At 71.4% G+C, this 21242-nt stretch carries 18 protein-coding genes and 1 tRNA gene; 11 read left to right on the top strand and 8 right to left on the bottom strand.

The annotated features are described in order from the left end of the window. Nucleotides 1-8: 8 nt before the first annotated feature. Nucleotides 9-1574 (bottom strand): S1C family serine protease, encoded by a 1566-nt coding sequence (locus tag ACFC1W_RS14915; protein ID WP_375994111.1) that lies wholly within the window; start codon nt 1572-1574, stop codon nt 9-11. Between the two features lie 119 nt (nt 1575-1693). On the opposite strand from ACFC1W_RS14915, the gene ACFC1W_RS14910 reads away from it, so the two are divergent. After that, entirely contained in the window at nt 1694-2893 is a 1200-nt protein-coding gene (locus ACFC1W_RS14910) for an aminotransferase class I/II-fold pyridoxal phosphate-dependent enzyme (RefSeq protein WP_375994108.1), read from the top strand. Between the two features lie 9 nt (nt 2894-2902). On the opposite strand, the gene ACFC1W_RS14905 is transcribed toward ACFC1W_RS14910, so the two are convergent. Both ACFC1W_RS14905 and ACFC1W_RS14900 read right to left on the bottom strand, forming a co-directional pair. Then, nucleotides 2903-3718 (bottom strand): carbon-nitrogen hydrolase family protein, encoded by an 816-nt coding sequence (locus ACFC1W_RS14905; protein WP_375994105.1) that lies wholly within the window; start codon nt 3716-3718, stop codon nt 2903-2905. Further along, nucleotides 3715-4248 carry a DUF6328 family protein gene (locus ACFC1W_RS14900; RefSeq protein WP_375994102.1) on the bottom strand — a complete coding sequence of 178 codons (534 nt, stop codon included), beginning with the start codon at nt 4246-4248 and terminating at the stop codon, nt 3715-3717. The genes ACFC1W_RS14905 and ACFC1W_RS14900 overlap by 4 nt, the downstream gene beginning before the upstream one ends. Nucleotides 4249-4342: 94 nt before the next feature. Between ACFC1W_RS14900 and ACFC1W_RS14895 the strand changes: the two genes are divergently transcribed. Continuing rightward, nucleotides 4343-4416, top strand: a tRNA-Met gene (locus ACFC1W_RS14895). Between the two features lie 58 nt (nt 4417-4474). Here ACFC1W_RS14895 and ACFC1W_RS14890 read toward each other — a convergent pair. Then, nucleotides 4475-4945: a MarR family winged helix-turn-helix transcriptional regulator gene (locus ACFC1W_RS14890; protein ID WP_375994100.1), complete on the bottom strand. Its 471-nt coding sequence runs from the start codon at nt 4943-4945 to the stop codon at nt 4475-4477. A gap of 79 nt (nt 4946-5024) precedes the next feature. Here ACFC1W_RS14890 and idi point away from each other — a divergent pair, with 79 nt between their 5' ends. The 7 genes from idi to ACFC1W_RS14855 are packed head-to-tail and all read left to right on the top strand — an operon-like array spanning nt 5025 to nt 10603. Continuing rightward, nucleotides 5025-5576 (top strand): isopentenyl-diphosphate Delta-isomerase, encoded by a 552-nt coding sequence (gene idi / locus ACFC1W_RS14885; protein ID WP_241110252.1) that lies wholly within the window; start codon nt 5025-5027, stop codon nt 5574-5576. Further along, nucleotides 5573-6628, top strand: coding sequence for a polyprenyl synthetase family protein (locus ACFC1W_RS14880; protein ID WP_375994096.1), 1056 nt, complete (start codon nt 5573-5575; stop codon nt 6626-6628). The genes idi and ACFC1W_RS14880 overlap by 4 nt, the downstream gene beginning before the upstream one ends. Continuing rightward, entirely contained in the window at nt 6625-7494 is an 870-nt protein-coding gene (locus ACFC1W_RS14875) for a phytoene/squalene synthase family protein (protein ID WP_375994093.1), read from the top strand. The genes ACFC1W_RS14880 and ACFC1W_RS14875 overlap by 4 nt, the downstream gene beginning before the upstream one ends. Further along, nucleotides 7491-9065 carry a phytoene desaturase family protein gene (crtI, locus tag ACFC1W_RS14870; protein ID WP_375994091.1) on the top strand — a complete coding sequence of 525 codons (1575 nt, stop codon included), beginning with the start codon at nt 7491-7493 and terminating at the stop codon, nt 9063-9065. Before ACFC1W_RS14875 ends, crtI begins: the two co-directional genes overlap by 4 nt. A 1-nt stretch (nt 9066) precedes the next feature. Beyond that, nucleotides 9067-9411, top strand: a complete 345-nt coding sequence (locus ACFC1W_RS14865) for a lycopene cyclase domain-containing protein (RefSeq protein ID WP_375994089.1) — start codon at nt 9067-9069, stop codon at nt 9409-9411. Further along, entirely contained in the window at nt 9408-9713 is a 306-nt protein-coding gene (locus tag ACFC1W_RS14860; protein WP_375994086.1) for a lycopene cyclase domain-containing protein, read from the top strand. Before ACFC1W_RS14865 ends, ACFC1W_RS14860 begins: the two co-directional genes overlap by 4 nt. Then, a complete protein-coding gene (locus ACFC1W_RS14855; RefSeq protein WP_375994084.1) occupies nt 9710-10603 on the top strand; it encodes a prenyltransferase in 894 nt (297 codons plus the stop codon). Before ACFC1W_RS14860 ends, ACFC1W_RS14855 begins: the two co-directional genes overlap by 4 nt. Before the next feature lie 81 nt (nt 10604-10684). On the opposite strand, the gene ACFC1W_RS14850 is transcribed toward ACFC1W_RS14855, so the two are convergent. Further along, nucleotides 10685-13606 carry a UPF0182 family protein gene (locus ACFC1W_RS14850; protein WP_375994081.1) on the bottom strand — a complete coding sequence of 974 codons (2922 nt, stop codon included), beginning with the start codon at nt 13604-13606 and terminating at the stop codon, nt 10685-10687. A 90-nt stretch (nt 13607-13696) separates the two neighbouring features. Further along, the gene (locus tag ACFC1W_RS14845) at nt 13697-14821 is read right to left on the bottom strand and encodes a PDZ domain-containing protein (RefSeq protein ID WP_375994079.1); all 1125 of its coding nucleotides are present in this window, start codon (nt 14819-14821) and stop codon (nt 13697-13699) included. Between the two features lie 126 nt (nt 14822-14947). Between ACFC1W_RS14845 and ACFC1W_RS14840 the strand changes: the two genes are divergently transcribed. Beyond that, nucleotides 14948-16387, top strand: coding sequence for a zinc-dependent metalloprotease (locus tag ACFC1W_RS14840; RefSeq protein WP_375994076.1), 1440 nt, complete (start codon nt 14948-14950; stop codon nt 16385-16387). A gap of 768 nt (nt 16388-17155) precedes the next feature. Here the strand turns inward: ACFC1W_RS14840 and ACFC1W_RS14835 are convergent. Both ACFC1W_RS14835 and nudC read right to left on the bottom strand, forming a co-directional pair. Then, nucleotides 17156-18919, bottom strand: coding sequence for an ATP-dependent helicase (locus tag ACFC1W_RS14835; protein ID WP_375994073.1), 1764 nt, complete (start codon nt 18917-18919; stop codon nt 17156-17158). Then, nucleotides 18916-19830, bottom strand: a complete 915-nt coding sequence (gene nudC / locus ACFC1W_RS14830) for an NAD(+) diphosphatase (protein WP_375994070.1) — start codon at nt 19828-19830, stop codon at nt 18916-18918. Before nudC ends, ACFC1W_RS14835 begins: the two co-directional genes overlap by 4 nt. A 63-nt stretch (nt 19831-19893) precedes the next feature. Between nudC and ACFC1W_RS14825 the strand changes: the two genes are divergently transcribed. Beyond that, nucleotides 19894-21231 (top strand): phosphotransferase, encoded by a 1338-nt coding sequence (locus ACFC1W_RS14825; RefSeq protein WP_375994067.1) that lies wholly within the window; start codon nt 19894-19896, stop codon nt 21229-21231. Nucleotides 21232-21242 lie beyond the last annotated feature (11 nt).

Below are 21242 nucleotides of genomic sequence, written 5' to 3'. Positions count from 1 at the left end.
GTCGGGTGCTACTGCTGCAGCTCGCCGAGGGTGACGTCGACCGTCTTGGTCTCGCCGTCGCGAACGTACGTGACCGTCGCCTCGCTGCCGGCCGCGGCCGCACGCACCTGGGCGGTGAGATCGACCGCGTCGGTGACGGGGACGCCGTTGAACGAGGTCACGACGTCGCCCTTGCGCAGACCCGCCTCCGCAGCGGCACCCCCCTGGACGGCCTCATCGATGTACGCACCGGTGGTGGTGGCGCCTTCGACGGATGCCGCGGGCAGGACGTTCGCTCCGAGGAGACCGTGCGTCGCCTCGCCGTTCTCGATGATCTCGTCGGTGATGCGCTGGGCGATGTCGGAGGGGATGGAGAAGCCCACGCCGATCGAGCCGGAGCCCTCCGACGATCCGCCGGCCGTCGCGATGGCGACGTTGATGCCGATCAGACGTCCTTCGTCGTCGACGAGCGCGCCGCCGGAGTTGCCCGGGTTGATCGCCGCATCGGTCTGGATGACCGCGATGGAGATGGACCGGCCCGGCGTGCGCTGCTGCTGGCCCTGGCCGAAGTCGAACTGGAACGGGCTGCCCTGCTCAGGCGCCTGCTCGCCTTCCTCACCCTCGTTCGCGTCGCCCGAGTCGGGCGCCGCCGACGAGGCGATCTCGATCGAGCGGTTCAGCGCGCTGACGATGCCGGTGGTGACGGTGTTGGCGAGGCCGAGCGGCGCGCCGACGGCGATCGCCGTGTCCCCCACGTTGAGGTCGGAGGACGAGGCGAACTCGATCGGCGTCAGGTCCTTCGCGTCCTCGAGCTTGATGACGGCGAGGTCGTAGGTCGGGTCGGTCCCGACCACCGTGGCGTCGTAGACGCGGCCGTCCGATGTGGTCACGCGGATCGCCGCGTCACCCGTGGCGCCGTCGAGGGTGACGACATGCGTGTTCGTGACGACGTAGCCGTCCTCGGTCAGCACGACACCGGACCCGGTGCCGCCGCCGCCGCTGCTCGTGGCCTGGATCGTGACGACGCTCGGCACGACCTTGGCGGCGATCGCGGTGGTCTGATTGACCGCGTCGGAGTCGTTGACGGTCACCGTGGCCGGGCCGGCCGCGGGAACGGTGCCGTCGGGGGCGAAGAGGTTCACGCCGGCGTACGCCCCGCCGAGGCCCGCGGCACCGCCGACGATGGCCGCCGCAGCGATCAGGCCGACGATCCTGCCGGCGCCGGTGGGCTTCTTCGGTCCGGTCGGAGCCGGCTTGCCGAGCGGGACGGTCGGCTGGGTGCCGGTCGCCGCCTGGCCGAACGCCGCGCCCTGCGGCTGCTGGCCGGCGTACGCCTGCGGGTACGGGGCGGGCTGGCCGGCGTAGCCCTGGGGGCGAGCATAGGCCTGCTGGTGCACCGGGTACGCGGTGGGCGCCTGCTGCGCGGCCTGCCAGGCCGCCGTCGTCGGCGGGGCGGGCGCGACCGGGGGCTGCGGAGTCGCGGCGGGCGCAGGCGTCGCGGGTGTGGTCTCGGCCGAGGGGGCAGCGGGCGAGGGCTCGCCGGCCGCGTCGGCGGGGGTCTGGTCTGCGGGGGCGTTGCCCTGGTTGTCGCTCATGATTGCTCCTTCTGGTGCCAAGCAAGGACCACATTGCCCACCGATGCTGTGCGTTTCTTATGCCGCCGATGGGACGGAACTATGCAATCGACCTGAGCAGGTCGAGTACCGTGAGTCCGATGCGACACATCCCCGGGGCATGGCACCGCGCGGCGACGGGCGCCGGACTCGTCAGTGCGGACGGATCCCTCCACCCCACCATCTTCGCCGAGATGTCGGCACTGGCGGCCCGTTCAGGCGCGATCAATCTCGGCCAGGGCTTCCCCGACGAGGACGGCCCGGCAGAAGTCCTCGAGGCGGCGCGTGCGGCCATCAGCGGTGGCCTGAACCAGTACCCGCCGGGACGCGGCATCCCGGACCTCCTCTCTGCCGTCTCCGAGCACCAGAGCCGCTTCTACGGTCTGGAACTCGATCCTGCGGCCGAGGTCCTCGTGACGGCCGGCGCGACCGAGGCGCTCGCCGCGACGCTGCTCGCCCTCATCGACGGGCCCGACGACGAGATCGTGGTCTTCGAGCCCTATTACGACTCGTACGCGGCCGTCGTCGCACTCGCCGGCGCGCGCCTGGTGACGGTGCCCCTGCGGTGGCCGGACTTCCAGCCCGACCTCGACGACCTGCGCCGGGCGGTCAGCGACCGCACGCGCGTGGTCCTCGTCAACGACCCCCACAACCCGACGGGGGCGGTGTTCACCGCCGAGGTGCGCGACGAAGTCGTGCGCCTGGCAGAGCGCCACGACGCGCTCATCGTCACCGACGAGGTGTACGAGCACCTCGTGTTCGATGAGCCGCACGTGCCGATCGCCACGCTCCCGGGGGCCCACGAGCGCACCCTCACGATCTCGTCCGGCGGCAAGACGTTCTCGACGACGGGCTGGAAGATCGGCTGGGTCACGGGGCCGGCCGATCTGATCTCGGCGGTGCTCGCGGTCAAGCAGTTCCTCACCTACGTGAACGGCAGTGCGTTCCAGCCCGCGATCGCCGTCGGTCTCCGGCTCGGCGACGAGTTCTTCCGCGGGATCGCCCGCGACCTGCGCGACAAGCGCGACGTGCTCGGCTCCGGTCTGCGCGCGGCCGGCTTCGAGGTGTCGATCCCCGCCGGGTCGTACTTCACCGTCGCCGACGCCCGCGTTCTCGGCACGACGGATGCCGCGGAGTTCTGTCGTGAGCTGCCGGAGCGCGCCGGCGTCGTCGCCATCCCGCTCACCGCGTTCGCCACACCGCAGCACCGCAGCGACTATGCGACGCTCGTGCGATTCGCGGCGTGCAAGCGCGTGGAGGTGCTGAAGGAGGCGGCATCCCGTCTCGCCGTCCTCCGCTGACGGCGGAGGTCAGCCGTCGCGCGGCGTCACCGCGAGGCGACGCAGACGGAGCGCCGGGTTGACGCGGCGCACGCGTTCGACCGCGACCGGATCGAGGTGTGCGACGGCGACGTCGGTCGCCGTGCCGACCGCGGCGAGTTCCACGCCCTGCGGGTCGACGATCATCGAGTTGCCCACGCCGAGCGGCGGTGGGTGATCGGCTGCGGCGACGAACACCGTGTTCTCGATCGCCCGCGCATGCAGCAGGGTGCGCCAGTGGTGCTCCTTGAGCGGGCCGCGCACCCACTCCGCGGGAACGAGGAAGACGTCGGCTCCCGCGTCGACGAGCAGCCGGCCCACCTCGGGGAAGCGCAGGTCGTAGCAGGTCATGAGACCGAAACGCAGGCCGCCCAGGTCGAACGTCTCGGGCGTGCCGACCACGCCGGGCTCGACCCAGTCCGACTCGCGCTGGCCGAACGCGTCGTAGAGGTGCAGCTTGCGATAGCTCGCCAGGAGCCCGCCGCCGTCCACCGCGACGACGGTGTTTCGCACGCGACGTTCGTCGTCGGCTCGCTCGAGGAGTCCCGCGACGAGGTGCACACCGTGTTGGGCGGCGATCTCGGTGAGCCGGCGGACGAACGGCCCGTCGACGTCTTGCGCGTGCTCGGCCAGCGAGGCGTCGAAGGGGTCGACGAAGTAGCTGGAGTACTCGGGGAAGACCACGACCCGAGCGCCGCGGGCTGCCGCCGTGGCGGTGAGTTGAGCGATGACGGCGAGGTTCGCCTCGGTGTCGGCGGCCGGGGAGAACTGGGCGACCGCGATGCCCAGATCGTCGGCGGCGGTCATGAACGCCACCTCCGGCCGACGCCGTCGCCGTCACCGACGCGCGCGCGGATGATCGCGGGCGCGATGAGCCACAGCAGGATGATCAGCACGCTCAGGATCGCGAGCGCCGTCCACGCGGCGGCATCCCCGACGACGACGTCGAACACGAAGGCCACCACCCCGACGACGAGGATCGACACCGTGAACAGGGCGGTGATGAGGGCGGCATGGCCGTACGTGACCACCGCCGCCTTGGCCCGCTGCTGGAAGAGCACCCGGTGGAGCGCGACCGGTGCGAGCGCGATGATGGCGCTCAGTGCCGAGATCACGACGAGCGTCAGATAGATGGTGCGCTGCCCCTCCGTCAGATCGGCGAACGCCGGCTGGAAGGCGAGGGCGAGCAGGAAGCCGGTGAGGATCTGGGTGCCCGTCTGCAGAACGCGCAGTTCCTGCAGCACTTCGTTCCAGTTGCGATCGGCCCGTTCCGTCGGGGTCTCGTCACGGCCGTCGTCGAAGTCGTCGTGCGTGTCGTCGTCGCGCGGCGGTGGCATGCGTTCATCCTCCCGCCCCACCGCGTCCGGCGGCAAGCGAACCGGCCCCGCGTCGCGACCCTCTCCGAAACCGTGCTAGGCTTTCTTCTTGTGCCGCGGGGTGGAGCAGCTCGGTAGCTCGCTGGGCTCATAACCCAGAGGTCGCAGGTTCAAATCCTGTCCCCGCAACAAGAAGAAGAAGGACTCTCCGGTTTCGGAGAGTCCTTCTTCGTTTCTCCGCCGGCGCTCACTCCCGTTGCAGAACGGCGCCGAGCTCGTCCAGGAACCGCGCGATGACGGCCAGTTCTTCGTCCGAGTACGTGGTCACCACGCTCCTCATCGCCTGCAGTCGCTCGCCGAAGTGCCGGAAGAACGTCCGGCGGGACTCGTCCGTGAGCACGATCACCCGCGCCCGCCGGTCGCTCGGGTGCGGACGGCGCTCGACATGCCCGGAGACCGTCAGCCGATCGAGCAGCTTCGTCGTCGACGCGGTGGAGATCTTCAGGTGCGCGGCCACGTCGTGCGGACTGACGGACTCTCCTCGCTGCTCGCGCATGATGAGCATGCGCAGCGCCGAGAGGTCGGACGCATTCATCTCCATGTCGTCCTTCATCCCGCCGTGCATGCGGTCCATCGCGTCGCTGAAGGCGCGCACAGCCTGCAGAACCTCGAGAACGGCCCTATCGTGCGGGGACTGCGGATACCACTCGTGCGCCATGTGGACACCCCTTCCCTACCCTTGTATCATCGGGACACGACAATCGCTAGCTAAACTAGCGAATTCCAAGGAGGATCCCATGACCGATGCCGACCACGTGGTTCTTCTCGATGACGAGGGCAGGGCGATCGGCACGGCTCCCAAGAGCAGCGTTCACGGGACCGACACGGCCCTCCACCTCGCATTCTCGTGCCACGTCGTCAATCCCGACGGCCTGGTGCTGGTGACGCGCCGGGCGCTCGACAAGCAAGCCTGGCCGGGCGTCTGGAGCAACTCGTTCTGCGGCCACCCGAAGCCGGCCGAGCCCGTGCTCGCCGCGGTGCACCGCCGTGCCGAGTTCGAACTGGGCATCAGCCTCACCGACATCGAGCTCGCCCTGCCGCTCTTCCGCTACCGCGCGACCGATGCCAACGGCATCGTGGAGCACGAGGTGTGCCCGGTGTACACCGCGCTGACGTACGACGAGCCGGTCCTCAACCCCCTCGAGGTGGTGGACGCCCGCTGGGTGGAGCCCGCCGAGCTCGCGGCATCCCTGCAGACGACTCCCTGGGCGTTCAGCCCCTGGCTCGTGCTGCAGGCCGAGCAGCTGCACCTCTTCGACACCGTCGCCCAGCGTCGCCGCGCATCATGATCACCCTGTCCCCCGATCCCCGTGTGGATGCGGCGATCGACGCCTCGCTCGACCGCATCGTCACCCGCGCGAGGACGCTGGGCGCGGGCTTCGGCGCCCTGGGCGACGCCGTGGCGCGGGCCTCGCGCGGAGGCAAACGATTCCGCCCCGCGCTCGTCGCCGCCTCTTTCGGCGCGTTCGGCGGCGATCCGGATGCGACACCGAGCCTGTACCCCGTCGCCGCCGCGTTCGAGCTGCTGCACGCCGCTTTCGTCGTGCACGACGACGTGATCGACCACGACACCGAACGCCGCGGCATCCTGAATGTGGCCGGCGAGTTCCGCGAGCACGCCCGCGTGCAGGGAGCGGATGCCGCGGGCGCGGCGGTTCTCGGGGACGCGGCCGCCATCCTCGCCGGCGATCTCCTGCTGCACGAGGCCTTCCGCCTCGTCGCGTTCGCCGAGGTGGATCCGGTCGCGCGCGAGCAGCTTCACGGGCTCCTCGATGACGCGGTCTACGTGTCGGCGGCGGGAGAGCTGGCCGACGTGACGCACGCCGTGGTGCCTGAGCACGCATCGCAGGACGACATCCTCGACGCCGCGTTCAACAAGACGGCGGTGTACTCGTTCCAGGCGCCGCTGCAGGCCGGGGCCGTGCTCGCCGGCGTCGGCGACGAGGCACGCAGCGTGCTGTCCACCGCGGGCGGGTCGCTCGGTCTCGCGTTCCAGCTCGTGGACGACCTCATCGGCGCCTTCGGCTCGGCCGAGCAGGCCGGCCGGGAGACGGGCGGTGATCTGCGCGAGTCCAAGCGCACGCCGCTCGTCGCCCTCGCGCGCGAATCATCGTCGTGGCCGAAGGTGAACGAAGCACTCGCCGTCGCGCACACCGGCCCCATCGCCGTGCGCGACGCGCAGGTCGCCCTGCTCGAGAGCGGCGCCCCCGTGCGTCTGCGCAGCCTGATCTCCGACACCCTCGATCGGGTGCGCACCGCGTCGCGCGAGCCGGCCCTTCCGGCCGCGGTCGGGTCGCTGCTCCGGGATCTGGCAGACGGCGTCGAAGGGCGCATGCCGTGACCGCGCGTGAGACGGGCCTCGACCTGTACGACCGCACGGCTCGGGATGCCGCGGCCACCGTCATCTCGCGGTATTCGACGTCGTTCAGCCTGGCGTGCCGCCTGCTCGGACCGCGGCCGCGGCCGCACGTGCGCACCGTCTACGCCCTCGTGCGCGTCGCCGACGAGATCGTGGACGGCCCCGCTGAGGCCGCCGGGCTCTCCCCCGCACAGGCAGGAGCCGTCCTCGACGACCTGGAGGCCGAGACGCTCGCCGCCGTCGAGCGCGGATTCAGCGCGAACCTGGTCGTGCACGCGTTCGCCCGGACGGCGCGTGAGTGCGGCATCGACGGCGAACTGATCCGTCCCTTCTTCGCCTCGATGCGCACCGACCTCTCGACGAGCCGTCACGACGACGCGTCGCACGACGCCTATGTGTACGGCTCCGCGGAGGTCGTCGGCCTGATGTGCCTGCACGTGTTCGTGAACGCGGGGGCACCGCATCCGGTCACCCCCTCTCCGGAGCTGGTCGACGGTGCACGACGCCTGGGCGCCGCGTTCCAGGACGTCAACTTCCTGCGCGACCTCGACCACGACGCGTCCGCGCTCGGTCGCGACTACCTCGGCCTGGAGACCGGCGGAGTATCGCGCGCCGCAGTCCTCGACCGGATCGATGCCGACCTCGCGGTCGCCGCGGCCGTCATCCCGAAGCTTCCCGCCGACTGCCGCCGGGCGGTGACCGCCGCGCACGATCTGTTCGCCGAGCTCTCGACGCGGCTCCGCCGCTCCGCCGCGGCAGGAGGGCGGGTACGCGTGCCCGACCCGGTCAAGGCCCGTCTCGCCGCACGCGCCTGGCTCGGCTTCGCTCCGCGCGAGGTGCGCGCATGAGCGGCGGAGCCGGGCCCTTCGCGCGCCGACGCGCGGTGGTCGTGGGTGGCGGCATCGCCGGACTCGCCACCGCGGCCCTCCTCGGCGTGGAAGGGTGGGACGTCACGGTCTTCGAGGCGCGCGACGTCGTGGGCGGCCGCGCCGGATCGTGGGACCAGGACGGATTCCGGTTCGACACCGGGCCGAGCTGGTACCTCATGCCCGAGGTCTTCGACCACTTCTTCCGCCTGCTCGGCACGACCGCCGAGCGCGAGCTCGACCTCGTGCCGCTCGACCCCGCGTACCGCGTCTACTCCGACCCCGCCACCGGGCGGGCACCGCTGGACGTGCGCTCGGGGCGCGAGGCCGCGACCGCGCTCTTCGAGAGCGTCGAGCCCGGCGCCGGCGCGAAGCTGAGCGCGTACCTCGACTCGGCCGGCGATGCGTATGATCTCGCCGTCACCCGCTTCCTCTACGACACGTACGAGACCACGGCAGGTCTGCGCGACCCCGCGCTGCTCCGCCGCGTGCCGCAGCTCGCGCCGCTCCTCACCAGAAGCCTCGCCTCGCACGTGGACCGCCGGTTCGCCGACCCGCGGCTGCGCCAGATCCTCGGGTACCCGGCCGTGTTCCTGGGCGGGTCGCCATACGGCGTGCCGAGCCTGTACCACCTGATGAGCCACCTCGACCTCGACGAGGGCGTGCTCTACCCGCGCGGCGGCTTCATCGAGATCATCCGCGCGATCGAGCGCCTGGCCGTGGCATCCGGAGCCGTCATCGAGACCGGCGCGCGCGTCGTCTCGATCGACACGACCGGTGCCACCGCGACCGGCGTCATGCTCGCCGACGGGCGCCGCGTCGAGGCCGACCTCGTCGTGTCGGCGGCCGACCTGCACCACACCGAGACCGCCCTCGTCGCGCCCGGGCTGCAGAGCTACCCCGAATCGTGGTGGGCCAAGAAGGAACCCAGCCCCGGGGCACTCCTCCTGCTGCTCGGCGTGGAGGGCTCGCTCCCCCAGCTCGCGCACCACACCCTCCTCTTCACCGACGACTGGCGTTCGAACTTCGACGACATCTTCGGCGCGCACCCGAAGATCTCCGACCCGGCGTCGCTGTACGTCTGCCGCCCGAGCGCCACCGATCCGACCGTCGCACCCGCCGGGCACGAGAACCTCTTCGTCCTCGTCCCCGTGCCGGCCGACCCGTCGCTCGGCCGCGGCGGAGAGAGTGGTGACGGCGACGCACGCATCGAGACGGCGGCCGACCGCGTGATAGAGCAGCTGGCGTCGTGGTGCGACATCCCCGACCTGGCGGACCGCATCGTCGTGCGCCGCACCATCGCGCCGGGAGACTTCGCGGACGACCTCAACGCGTGGCGCGGCAACGCGCTCGGCCTCGCGCACACGCTCGGGCAGAGTGCGTTGTTCCGTCCGCGCAACGCGTCGCGCAAGGTCGCGGGGCTCTCCTATGCGGGCGGCTCGGCCCTGCCCGGCATCGGCCTGCCGATGTGCCTCATCTCGGCGGAGCTCGTCGTGAAGCGGCTGCGGGGCGATCGCACCCCGGGACCAATCGCCGAACCCGCGAGGGTGTGACGTGCCGGGACTGTACCTGGCCGCGATCCTCGTCTCGGCCGCCGGCGTCGCGCTCCTGGATCGCCGCTGGCGACTCGCCGCGTGGGCGACCCCCGGTCGCGCCGCCGCCGCCGTCGCCATCGGCACGGCGTTCTTCGTCGCGTGGGACGCCGTCGGGATCGCCACGGGCGTGTTCGTGAAGGGGGACAGTCCGCTGCTGATCGGGATCGATCTCGCGCCGCATCTCCCCCTCGAGGAGCCGTTCTTCCTCGCCTTCCTCTGCTACCTGGCGCTCGTCCTGCACGCGGGCGCCGTGCGTGTGCTCTCTCGTCGCGCGCAGCGCCTGGACCGGCAGGAGGCGACATGACCTATGCGCTGATCGTCCTGCCGTTCACCGTCGTCACGGCGGCGGTCGTGGGCGCCACCGCCCGACGGCCGCGCTTCGCGAGGCGCATGGCGGCGTCGGGGCTGGCCGCCGCCGCGCTCGTCCTGCTCACCGCGGTGTTCGACAACCTGATGATCGCGGCGGGGCTGTTCACATACCCTCCCGAGCACCTCAGCGGACTGCGGATCGGGCTGGCGCCCATCGAGGACTTCTCGTACGCGGTGTGCGCGGCCTTCCTCATTCCCGCCGTCTTCACGCTGCTGACGCCGAAGGAGCGGGCATGACCGATGCACCACCTCTGCGCACGGGCACGGTGATCCGCGAGCTGTTCGTCTCGTCGCGACCGGTGAGCTGGATCAACACCGCGTACCCGTTCGCGGCGGCGTACCTGCTCACCACGCGCGATATCGACGTCACGCTGGTGATCGGCACGATCTTCTTCCTCATCCCGTACAACCTCGCGATGTACGGGATCAACGACGTGTTCGACTACGAGTCCGACCTGCGCAATCCGCGCAAGGGCGGCGCGCACGGCGCCGTCCTCGACCGGCGCATGCATCCGATCACGCTGTGGGCGGCCGGCCTGTCGTGCCTGCCGTTCGTCGTCTACCTCGTCATCGTGGGCTCCCCTGCGTCGTGGGCGGTGCTCGCGGCGAGCCTCTTCTTCGTCGTGTTCTACAGTGCGCCGCCGCTGCGGCTGAAGGAGGTCCCCTTCGCGGACTCGCTGACGAGCAGCATCCACTTCTTCTCCCCCGCCGTGTACGGGCTCGTGCTCGCCGGAGCCGAGTGGACCTGGCAGCTCGCCGCGGTCATCGTCGCGTTCGCACTGTGGGGCGTTGCCTCGCATGCGTTCGGGGCGGTGCAGGATGTCGAAGCCGACCGCGCGGCCGGGATCTCCTCGATCGCGACGGCTCGGGGTGCGCGCTGGACCGTCTGGTTCGCCCTCGCCTGCTACGCGGCGTCGGGCCTCGTCATGCTGCTCACGGCCTGGCCCGGGCCGCTCGCCGCCCTCGTCGCGGTGCCGTATCTCGTCACCGTGTGGCCCTACCGCGATGTGACCGACGAGACCGCCGACACCGCCACGCGCGGCTGGGGCCGCTTCCTGTGGCTCAACCAGTTCGCCGGGTTCGTCGTCACGCTGCTGCTCATCTGGTTCTGGCTGCTGACCGACTGACCGCGGGGTCTGGGCGAGCTGCTCACCTGTCACGATGTGCGCCATCCGACGGCGTGTCGTGAGAGGTGAGCGACAGACGGTCTACGGCTCGAGCGCGCCGAGCTCGATGAGCTTCTCGACGGCCGCCGTGAGCTTCTCATCGGCCTCGGCGAAGGCGGCAAGATCGCCGGCCTTCAGGGCCGCCTCACGGGCCAGCATCGCCTCCTGCGCGTCCTGGAGCGCCGCCTGGTACTCGTCGGACGGCACCTCGGGCGTCTCCGGCTCGGGGGTGGCGCCCGGCGTCGGGGTCGTCCCCGGCGTCGGCGTTGCCCCCGGCGTCGGCGCGACGTCGTCATCGCCGGCGGCCGCTCCGGAATCGCCGCCGAACAGGGCGTCCAGCGCCTCGTTGAGGGTGTCCTCGAAGGCGATGTCATTGCCGAACGACACCAGCACCTTCTGCAGGGTGGGGAGCTTGGTGGCACCCGACGACTGGACGAAGACCGGCTGCACGTAGAGCAGTCCGCCGCCGACCGGAAGGGTCAGCAGGTTTCCGTTGAGCACGTCGGACTGACCCTGCTTCAGCAGGTTGATCTGCGACGACACCAGCGGATCGGCGTTGAAGGTGTTCTGCACCTGGCCGGGACCGGGCACCGTCGTGTCGGCGTCGATCACCAGCATCCGCAGCTTGCCGTAGTCGGCGGCCTTCTTGCCCGCCTCGGCTCCGGCGTTCGAGTCGACCGCGAGGTAGCCCATCAGGACGTTGCGCGCGTTCCCGCCCGTCGACGACGGGATGAATGACGTGAACATCGAGTACGTCGGGTTGTCCTGCCCCGGCATCTGCATCGTCAGGTAGTACGGCGGCTGCAGCTGCGAGTCGGCCTGCGGGTCGTTCGGCGTCTGCCAGCGGTTGTCGCTCTGGTAGAACGAGCGGGCGTCGTCGACGTGGTAGATGCCGAGCACTGTGCGCTGCACCTTGAACAGGTCGGTCGGATAGCGCACGTGGCTCATGAGCTCGGCCGACATCTCGCTGATGGGCTCGACCGTGGTCGGGTACACGTTCTGCCACGACTGCAGGACCGGGTCCTCCTCGTCCCACGCGTAGAGCGTGACCGAGCCGTCGTAGGCGTCGACCGTGGCCTTCACCGAGTTGCGGATGTAGTTGATGTCGTCGAGCGCGAAGCGCGGCGCCGGGTTCGACGAGTCGGAGATCGCCGAGGCGAGGCTCACGGTCGACGAGTACGGGTAGTTGGCGCTCAGCGTGTAGCCGTCGATGATCCACACGATCCGGCCGTCGACCACGCTCGGGTACGGGTCGCTGTCGAGCGTCAGGTAGGGCGCGACCTTCTGCACGCGGGTCAGCGGGTCGCGATCGTAGAGGATCTGCGAGTCCTCGTTCACATAGTCCGAGAAGAGGATCTGCTCCGCCTGGAACTTGAGGGCGTAGATCAGCCGGTTGAAGACGCTGCCGATGCTCGGCCCGCCGTCGCCCACGAACGTCGTCTTGACCTCGCCGCCGCCGTCACCGCCGGTCGGGTAGTCGAGTTCGACCGGTTCGGCCCCTTCGGGCGCTCCGACGATCGAGTACGTCGGCGAGTACTCGCCGAAGTACACGCGCGGCTGGAAGTCCTCCTGATCCGACAGGAAGCCGGAGGCCGGGATGCCGCGCTCGAGGAAGACCGGGTCGCCGTCGCCCGTGCGGTCGTTGCCCTTCGCCGCCACGAGACCGTAGCCGTGCGTGTAGACGACCGCGGAGTTCTGCCAGTCGGCCGCGGCGCCGAGCTCTGCGAGATCGAGCTCACGCACCGAGACCACGGTGTCCTGCGAGACGCCGTCGATGTCGTAGCGGTCGACGTCGAGCGGGTTCTGGAACTGGTAGTACCCGCGATACTGCTCGAGCTGACGCACCGTCGGCGAGATGATCGCCGGGTCCATGATGCGGATCTGGGCGGTCGTGGCCGCATCCTCGCGCAGCTGGCCGGCCTCGGCATCCGTCACCGCCTGGAAGTCCTGCTTCTCCAGACCGTCCACGCCGTACGCCGCGTGGGTCATGTCGACGTTCCGCTGGTAGTACTCCTGCTCGAGGGCGAAGCGGTTGGGCTGCACCTGGAACGTGTTGACGACCCACGGGTAGCCGATGCCCAGCACGATCGCCGAGACCACGAGGAGGGCCGTGGCGATGAGCGGGTAGCGCCAGCGACCGATGATCGCCGTGACGAAGAAGAGGAGGGCGACGATGACCGCGGCGAACGCGAGGATCGTCTGGCCGGGGATGATCGCGTTCACGCCGGTGTAGCCCGGGCCGGTGATGCGGTCGCCCGGCTCGACGAGCGTCTTGTAGCGGTCGAGCCACAGGCTCGCGCCCTGCACCAGCAGGTAGAGGCCCGCGATCACCGCGAGCTGGATGCGCGCCGACTTCGAGATGCGCAGCTCGCGCTGACCGACCCGCACCGAGCCGTACAGGTACGACACCAGCGCGGTGACGAGGAGGCACACCAGCAGCACGGCCGACACGAAGCCGACGAGCGCGCTGTAGAACGGCATGGCGAAGAGGTAGAAGCCCGTGTCGAGGCCGAACTCGGGGTCGACGACATCGGTGGCGACGCCGTTGAACCACAGCCAGGTCGTCTCCCACTGTGCGGATGCCGCGAACCCGGCGAAGAAGCCGAAGAAGACGGGAATCCCCCACATGGCGAGGCGACGCAGCGGCTCGACGACCTCCTGGTAGCGGTCCAGCTGAGAGCTCAGCCGCGCGTAGACCGGCCGGAGTCGGTAGGCCAGCTGGATGGCGAGCCACACGGGCACCGCCATGCCGAGGAAGCCGACGACGAACATCACGACGCGCGCGACCCACTGGGTGATCAGGACCGAGTCGAATCCGAGCTGGTCGTACCAGAGGAAGTCGGCGTACAGGTTGGCGAACGCGAAGAAGGCCACCACGAGGGCGGCGATGATCGCGAGCGAGATCGCGATGACACGTCGGGAGCGGGAGGGTGTGGCCGGGGTCGGCGCCGAGGTCGTGGTCACCGTCCCATCCTAGGCGCGCGGATCTGGGCGGCCGCCGAGTCCGCCCTGGGCGTACTCCCCGAACATCCGCTCGCGGTCATGCGATCCGGATCAGCCCGCCGCGCAGGTCGGCAGCGCATCGACGTCGCCGCCGGCGCGCACGGCCTCCAGAGCGTCCAGCGCGTCGTCGAGGGTCTCGACGGCGAAGACTTGCAGACCGTCGGGGACGTGACCCACGACCTCGTCGCAGTTCGCCTCCGGTGCGAGGAACCACTCGGCGCCCGCATCCTTCGCACCGAACAGCTTCTGGCGGATGCCGCCGATCGGCCCCACCTCGCCGTCGGCCGTGATCGTCCCGGTGCCCGCGACGTTCTGACCGCCGTTGAGCTGGTCGGGCGTGAGCGTGTCGATGATGCCGAGCGCGAACATCATGCCGGCGCTCGGGCCGCCCACGTTGTTGAGCTGGATCGTGACGTCGATCGGGAAGTCGTAGTCGGTGATGAGGTTGACGCCGAGCAGCAGCGTCGTCTCGCCGTCGACCTCGGTCTCCTTCGGCGTGATGGAGACGGTCTGCTCTTCGCCGTCGCGGTCGATGAGCAGCTCGACCGGAGCCCCGCCGGCGTCGTTCACGATCTTCCGCAGGGCCGCGGCATCCGTCGCCGGCTCGCCGTCCGCGGCGACGATCACGTCCTCCTCCTCGAGCACGCCCTCGGCGGCCGAGTCCTCGAGGATGGAGTGCACCGAGATCCGGGCGCCGACGTCGTAGCCGAGCTCGGTCAGGGCGGCGGCGGTGGCCTCCTGCTGCGAGTCGACCATCATCTGCGCGCTCTCGGCGTTGCGGTCCTCGGTGGTCGTGCCCTCGGGGAACACGGCGTCGAGGGGCAGCACGGCCTTGCTCGGGTCGAACCACGCGAGCGCGAGCTCGAACCACGACGGCGTGCGCTCGCGGTTGCCCACGACCTGCACGGTCAGGAGGTCGAGCGCGCCGTCCGTCTCGAAGGTCTCGGCACCCTCGACGGAGATGAGCGGTACCTCGTCGCCGTCGGCCGACTCGGCCGTGCCGAGGGTGTTGTACACCGGGCCGGGGCGCTGGATCACATACGACGTGGGAAGGAACGTGATGACCAGCAGGACGACGAGCGCGATGGCCAGCGCCCAGACGCCGACCAGCGTGCCGCGCGACATGCGACGCCGCGGTGCGGGCGTGATCGTGACGTTGTCGTCGAACAGGGCCACGCGGGACCTCTCTCTGCCTGGTCGTTCGCGACCGGCGTAAGGCGTTCGAGGCTCTGCCGGGGAGTGCGATGGATGCTGCGACTAGCGTAGAGCGCGACGTCATGAACCGGCTGAAAGGCGGCTGAAGTGGCAGACGACGATCGCAGTCCCGAGGAAGAGTTCCAAGAGCTGATCCGCCAGCTGTTCGGCGGATCCGGTGGGCTCGACCCCGAGCAGCTCTCCGCCCTGTCGGGGATGAACATCGACCCGGCGATGATGCAGACCGTGATGCAGCACCTCCAGGGTGCGTTCACGGGCGGCGGCGAGACCGGCATCTCATGGGACCTCGCGCAGCGCCAGGCACTTCACATCGCCAACCAGGACGGTCTCGGGGTGACCACCGGTCAGCGGACCGACCTCGATCAGGCCTTCGCGCTCGCGTCGCTGTGGCTGAGCGAGGCGACCACGATCTCGGAGCTCGCCGAGCAGCCACAGACCCTCACCCGCGGCGGCTGGGTCGAGGCGACCATGCCGGTGTGGCAGCAGCTCGCCGAACCGGTCGCCACGAGCATCGCCGATGCGCTGACGTCCGCGCTCGGCCAGAACGCCCCCGAAGACATGCAGGGCCTCGTGCAAGGCGCCGGTCGCCTCATGCGCACCGTCGGCGGGTCGCTCTTCGCGTCGCAGTTTGGGCAGGTCGTGGGCAACCTCTCGAAGGAGGTGGTGAGCGGCGGCGACGTGGGCATCCCGCTCATGCCCGACGGCCAGGCTGCGATCCTCCCCCAGAACTTCGCCGACTTCGGGCGCGACCTCGAGGTGCCCGACGACCAGCTGGCGCTCTACGTCGCCACGCGCGAGCTCGCGCACGCGCGGCTGTTCCGCCACGCCCGGTGGCTGCGCCTGCACGTCATCTCGCAGGTGACCGACTTCGCGCGCGGCGTCCACGTCGACACCGACGCACTCGAAGACCTGGCGTCCCGCTTCGACCCGTCGGAGCCCGACGAGCTGCGCCGCGCGCTCGAGAGCGGCGCCCTGCTGCCCGCGCGCTCCGAGGCCCAGAACGCGGCGCTCACACGCCTCGAGAACCTCCTCGCCACCATCGAGGGCTGGGTCGAGGTCGTCACCGAGCAGGCGACGTCACGCCTCCCCTCGGCCGACCGCATCGCCGAGGCGGTTCGCCGCCGGCGTGCCGTCGGCGGCCCGGCCGAGCGCGCGCTCGGCTCGCTGGTGGGGCTCGAGCTGCGTCCGCGCCGGATGCGTGAGGCTGCTGCGATGTGGCGAGCGGTGACGGATGCCGTCGGCCCGGCCGCCCGCGATGCACTGTGGGATTACCCCGACCTCATGCCCGGCGCGGCCGACATCGACGATCCCGCGGGCCTCGTGGCGCGCCTGGAGGCGCGTGCACGCGGCGAGCAGCCGGCACCCGACGAGCTGGACGACGCGCTCGCGCGGCTTCTGGCCGGCGAGATCCCCCCGGTCGAGGGCGAATCCGGAACGGCCGGTGACACGGGGGCCGAGGCCGACGACACCCGGGACGACGGCGACGACGACCAGGGCGCCGCGCCGGACGACCACCGGCCGGTGTGAGCACGGGCGCCCGTTCCTCCCCAGAAGCCGTGTGACCGGGCTGTCGCGGCCGCGGCTGTGGAAACCTCCCGGCGGCGGCGCGGCGTCATCAGAATCAGGGGATGCTCCGGATCGATCCCGCCCATCCCCCGCTGTGGCGCACACCGACGACCCTTCAGTTCGGGCGCGAGCCGGTGCTCGTGCTGGATGACCCCGCGCCCTGGCAGCAACGGCTCGTACGCGAGTTCGAGCGTGGCATCCCCGATCAGGCCGCGGTCCCGTTCGCCGTCGCGCTCGGTGCCGATCCCCGCGCCGCCGAGGAGTTCGTCTCGCACATGGGCGACGTGTTCGCGTCGGCCGATCCCCCGCACCCGCGCGTGATCGTGCAGGCGGCCGGCCACGTCCCGCGCGCGCATGTCGACGCGGTGGCGGCTGCGCTCAGCCTGGCGGGGTGCGAGGTCGAGACCGCAGATCCGTTCGATCCGCCGGGAGCGCCCACGGGCGCTGCGCCCGTGGTCGTCGTGGCACATCATCTCGTCGCCCCGTCGTTCGCCGCGGCGCTCATGGCCGACGACCGTCCGCATCTCCCCGTCGTCCTCACCGCCACCGGCGCCGAGGTCGGCCCCTACGTGACGCCGGGGGCCACCGCGTGCCTGGCGTGCGTCGCCGCACACCGACGCGACGACGACCCGGCGTGGCCGGTCATCGCAGCGCAGCTTCTCGGGCGGCCGCTGCCCGCCGTCGACGCCTCGACCCTGTGGGAAGCGGGGATCGTGGCCGCGCGGTTGATCACCGGCGCCGAGTCGTGTCCGCCCCGCCGGAGGACGCGCTCCCTGACGCTCCACGCCGGGTCGCTGCGGCGGGGCGTCCGGAAGCACCGACCGCACGAAGAGTGCCGTTGCCGATCTCTCGCAGAAAGCGCGACGGCTGGCGATCCCGCACGCCTCGAGCCCACGACACCGAGAGCGTACGCGCGGCCCGCGTGATTCCGACGTAGGCGAGACGCCGCTCCTCGTCGACCTGCTCGAACGTCGTCGCGTAGGCGATGGGCAGCAGTCCCTCGGCCATGCCGACGAGGTGCACGTGATCCCACTCCAGACCCTTGGAGGCATGGATCGTGGCGAGTGTCACGGTGCGCAGCGCGGGCTCGTCGTGGCTGCGCGCCCGAGCCGTCAGCTCGTCGGTGAACTCGCGCAGCGTGGTTCCCGGCGGCGCCTCCTCGGCGAGCCGCAGCAGCGCGGCTCGCAGCTCCCACGCATCGCGGAGGGCACCACCCGCCTGCGGCGGCTCGTCGGTCAGACCGAGCGAGCGCAGCACGTCGCGCACGGTGTCGACGAACCCGCCCTCGATCGGCGCGACGGAGGCCCCGCGCAGCGCCATGATCCCCTGCCGCACTTCGGGCAGGTCGAAGAACCGGCGACCGCCGAGCACCGTCGACGCGATGCCCGCGTCGGCGAGCGCCCGCACGAGTTCCGCCGACTGGGCGTGCGCCCGGTACAGCACCGCGATCTGCCGCGGATCGATCCCCGACGCGATCTGGGCCGAGATGCGCGCGGCGACGGCGCGCGCCTCCTCCTCGTCGTCGACGAACGCGGCGACCGTGGGGGCCTCGGCTCCCGCGGGCCGTCCCGGTGCCGCGACCAGGTGCAGGGCGCCAGGGCGGTCGCGCATGAGCTCGTTGGCGACGCCGAGGATCGCGGCATCCGATCGGTAGTTCGTCTCGAGACGCACGATGCGTGCATCGTCATGCCGTGCAGAGAACTCGAGCAGGAAGCGCGCGTCGGCACCGGCGAACGAGTAGATCGTCTGACTCGCGTCGCCCACGACGCACAGGTCGCGGCGGTCGCCGAGCCACAGCGCGAGCAGGCGATGCTGCAGCGGCGAGACATCCTGGAACTCGTCGACCGTGAAATGGCGATACTGCTCGCGCACCGCGCGCGCGACGTGGGGCTCGGCCTCGAGCATGCCGGCGCACGCGAGCAGGACGTCCTCGAAGTCGAGCTGTCGCCGCTCGTCCTTGAGCTTCTCGTACGCCCGCTGGAGTGCGACGACCTGGTCGACCGACATGCGGCCGATGCCCTGCGGCCGGGCTGCCGCGTAATCGTCGATGCTCAGCATCGACACCTTGCGCCACTCGATCGCGCTGGCGGCGTCGCGCAGCGTCGCGGTATCGGGGTTCAATCCGATGCCGTCGGCCGCATGCGCGAGCAGCCGCACCTTGTTGTCGACGATGCCGGGTGCGGTGTCGCCGGCGAGCGTCGGCCAGAAGTAGTTCAGCTGTGCAAGGGCGGCCGCGTGGAACGTGCGCGCGGCGACGCCCTCGACACCGAGCGCGCGCAGGCGGCCCCGCATCTCGCCCGCGGCCTTGGCGGTGAAGGTCACCGCCATGACACGTCCGGGCGAGTAGGCGCCGGTGTCGACGCCGTGCGCGATCCGGTGCGTGATCACACGGGTCTTTCCGGTTCCGGCTCCGGCCAGCACGACGAGCGGTCCGCGCAGCGAGCGCACCGCTTCGAGTTGGCTCTCATCGAGACCCGCGAGCGCCCGGCTCATGCCACCCCCGCGTGCCAGTCGCTGATCAGCCGGTGGGCGATCGAGGCGCGGCCCGGAAGAACCACGTCACCCTCACCCGCGAGCGCCGCCCCGATGGCGTCGCGCGTGAACCACCGCACCGCGGCGATCTCCTCGCCGTCGGCACGTGCGGCGTCGTCATCGGAAGCCGTCGCGAGGAACCCGAGCATGAGCGACCGCGGATACGGCCACGCCTGCGAGCCGCGGTACTCCACGGCCGCGACCTGGATGCCGGACTCCTCGGCGACCTCTCGCTGAACCGCCGCCTCGAGCGACTCCCCCGCCTCGACGAAACCCGCGAAGCACGAGAAGCGCTCCGCCCCCCAGAGGGCGTTCGACCCGAGCAGCAGCAGGTCGGGATCCTGCGCGCTGGTGATCGCGACGATGACCGCGGGATCCGTGCGGGGGAAGTGCTGTCGGCCGCACGAGGGGCAGCGGCGCGACCACCCGGCGTCGGCGAGCATCGTCAGGGCGCCGCAGGCGGGGCAGAACCGGGCATCGAGCAGCCAGCGCCCCAGGCTCAGCGCCTCGACGAACGCCCCCGCGTCGTGCGGCGCCAGAGCGCCGCCGATCGCGCGCAGGCCGGCCCATCCACCCGGGTTCTCGAACGGCTTCGCCTCGGCCTTCTCGAACACGGCGGTCAGCAGCGCGCCGCCGGCCTCGTCGCGGCCCAGGAACGCCCACTCCGCGCCGGGCGGGACCGCCTCGGGTGCGACCCAGCGCAGGTCGGCGGGTCCGTTGAGCGGGGCGGCGTCGCCCGCGAGCACGAGCACCCGGGTCGCGGCATCTGCTCGAGCGGTCTCGATCAGACCGGGCGTCGCGCGCTCATCGGGCGCGCGGTCGACCGCTGCGGCGGCGAGCGGCGGGAGCCGCGTGCTGTCGGACGCCGTCATCGAGGAACTCCAGCAAGGGCGTGGCGCGGGGATGGACGAGCGTGACCGACCTACCCTGGGCACATGGCACGCTCACCCTTCACTCTAGCCGCGTCCGTGACATCGGCTCTGCCCCGGGTCGGCGTCGTCGGGGTCGGCGAACTGACCGAGGGCACCGTCGGGCGCTACGACTCCGCCGTCGCCGAGCTCGACGACGGCCGCCGCGTCGTCGTCCGTGTCCCCGCAGACGCAGCCGTCTCTCCGGAGCTCGCGGCCGAGGTGCGCGCTCTGCGCGCCCTCACGCCCGGCGTGCGGGGCCTTCTGCCTTTCCGCGCTCCCGAGCTGCTCGGCGAGACCGGCCTCGGTGACACACGTGCCGTGGTCGTCGACTTCCTGCCGGGGTACCGCGTCGACGCCGCCCACCTGCCGCCCGGCCGCGGTGCCGCCACGTCGCTCGGCGCTGCACTGGCGGCGCTGCACGCCCTCCCGCTGTCGATCGTCCGCACCGAGGGCCTGCCCGTGCGCACTCCGCAGCAGGTCCGCACCGACACCGGCCGTCTGGTGGACCGCGCCCAGGCGACTCGCCGTCTGCCGGTGGCGCTCGCCGATCGCTGGCAGCGCGCGATCGACAACGACGAGCTGTGGCGCTTCGAGTCCGCCGTCGTGCTCGGCGGAGCGGGCGCGGCGTCGTTCCTCTTCGAGGACGTCGACGGCGTGCCGCAGGTGACCGGTCTGCTCGAGTGGCACGGCCTCTCGGTCGGCGACCCGGCGACCGACCTGCAGTGGCTGGCCTCCGCGCCTGCGGCGGCCGACGACGTCTACGCGGCGTACGTCGCCGGCAGCGGGCGCGCCCCCGACGCCCGCGCGCGTGAGCGCGCCCGCCTGTATGCCGAGCTGGAGTTCGCGTCGTGGCTGGTTCACGGCCACGAGTCCGGACGCGACGAGGTCGTGGACGACGCGGTCGAGCTGCTCGAGACGCTGGCGACGGGGGTGGCCGGCGACGACATCGTGACGGATGCCGCGCTCGGCGTCGACGATGCCATCGCCCTTCTCGACCGCATGCCCGAGGCGTCGGCGGCGGCGGTCGACACGTCGATGCACACCGATGCCTACGACCCGGAGGAGCTATCGCTGTGGGTCTCGACCGACGGTGATCCCGCTGACCGCGAGCCCGAGGACACCGCCGAGATCGATCTCGGGGACGCCGGGCCGGGGCGGGATCCCGAGCAGCGCGCGGCCGCCGAGGCATGGCACGCCGATGACCTCTCGACCTCGCCGATCGACATCGTGACCGGCGACCCCGTGCGCACCGCCGACATCGCCGACACCCGTGACACCCACGACGCGAGCCACGACGGCGACGCCGCGGCGGAGGCCGAGCGAGCGTCCGAGGCCGCGCTGCGACGGTGGCTCGCGCCGTAGCCTGTCGGCGG

It is taken from the genome of Microbacterium sp. NPDC056003 (assembly GCF_042274785.1).
Lineage (GTDB): Bacteria > Actinomycetota > Actinomycetes > Actinomycetales > Microbacteriaceae > Microbacterium.
This window is presented reverse-complemented; position numbering and strand designations above follow the sequence as displayed.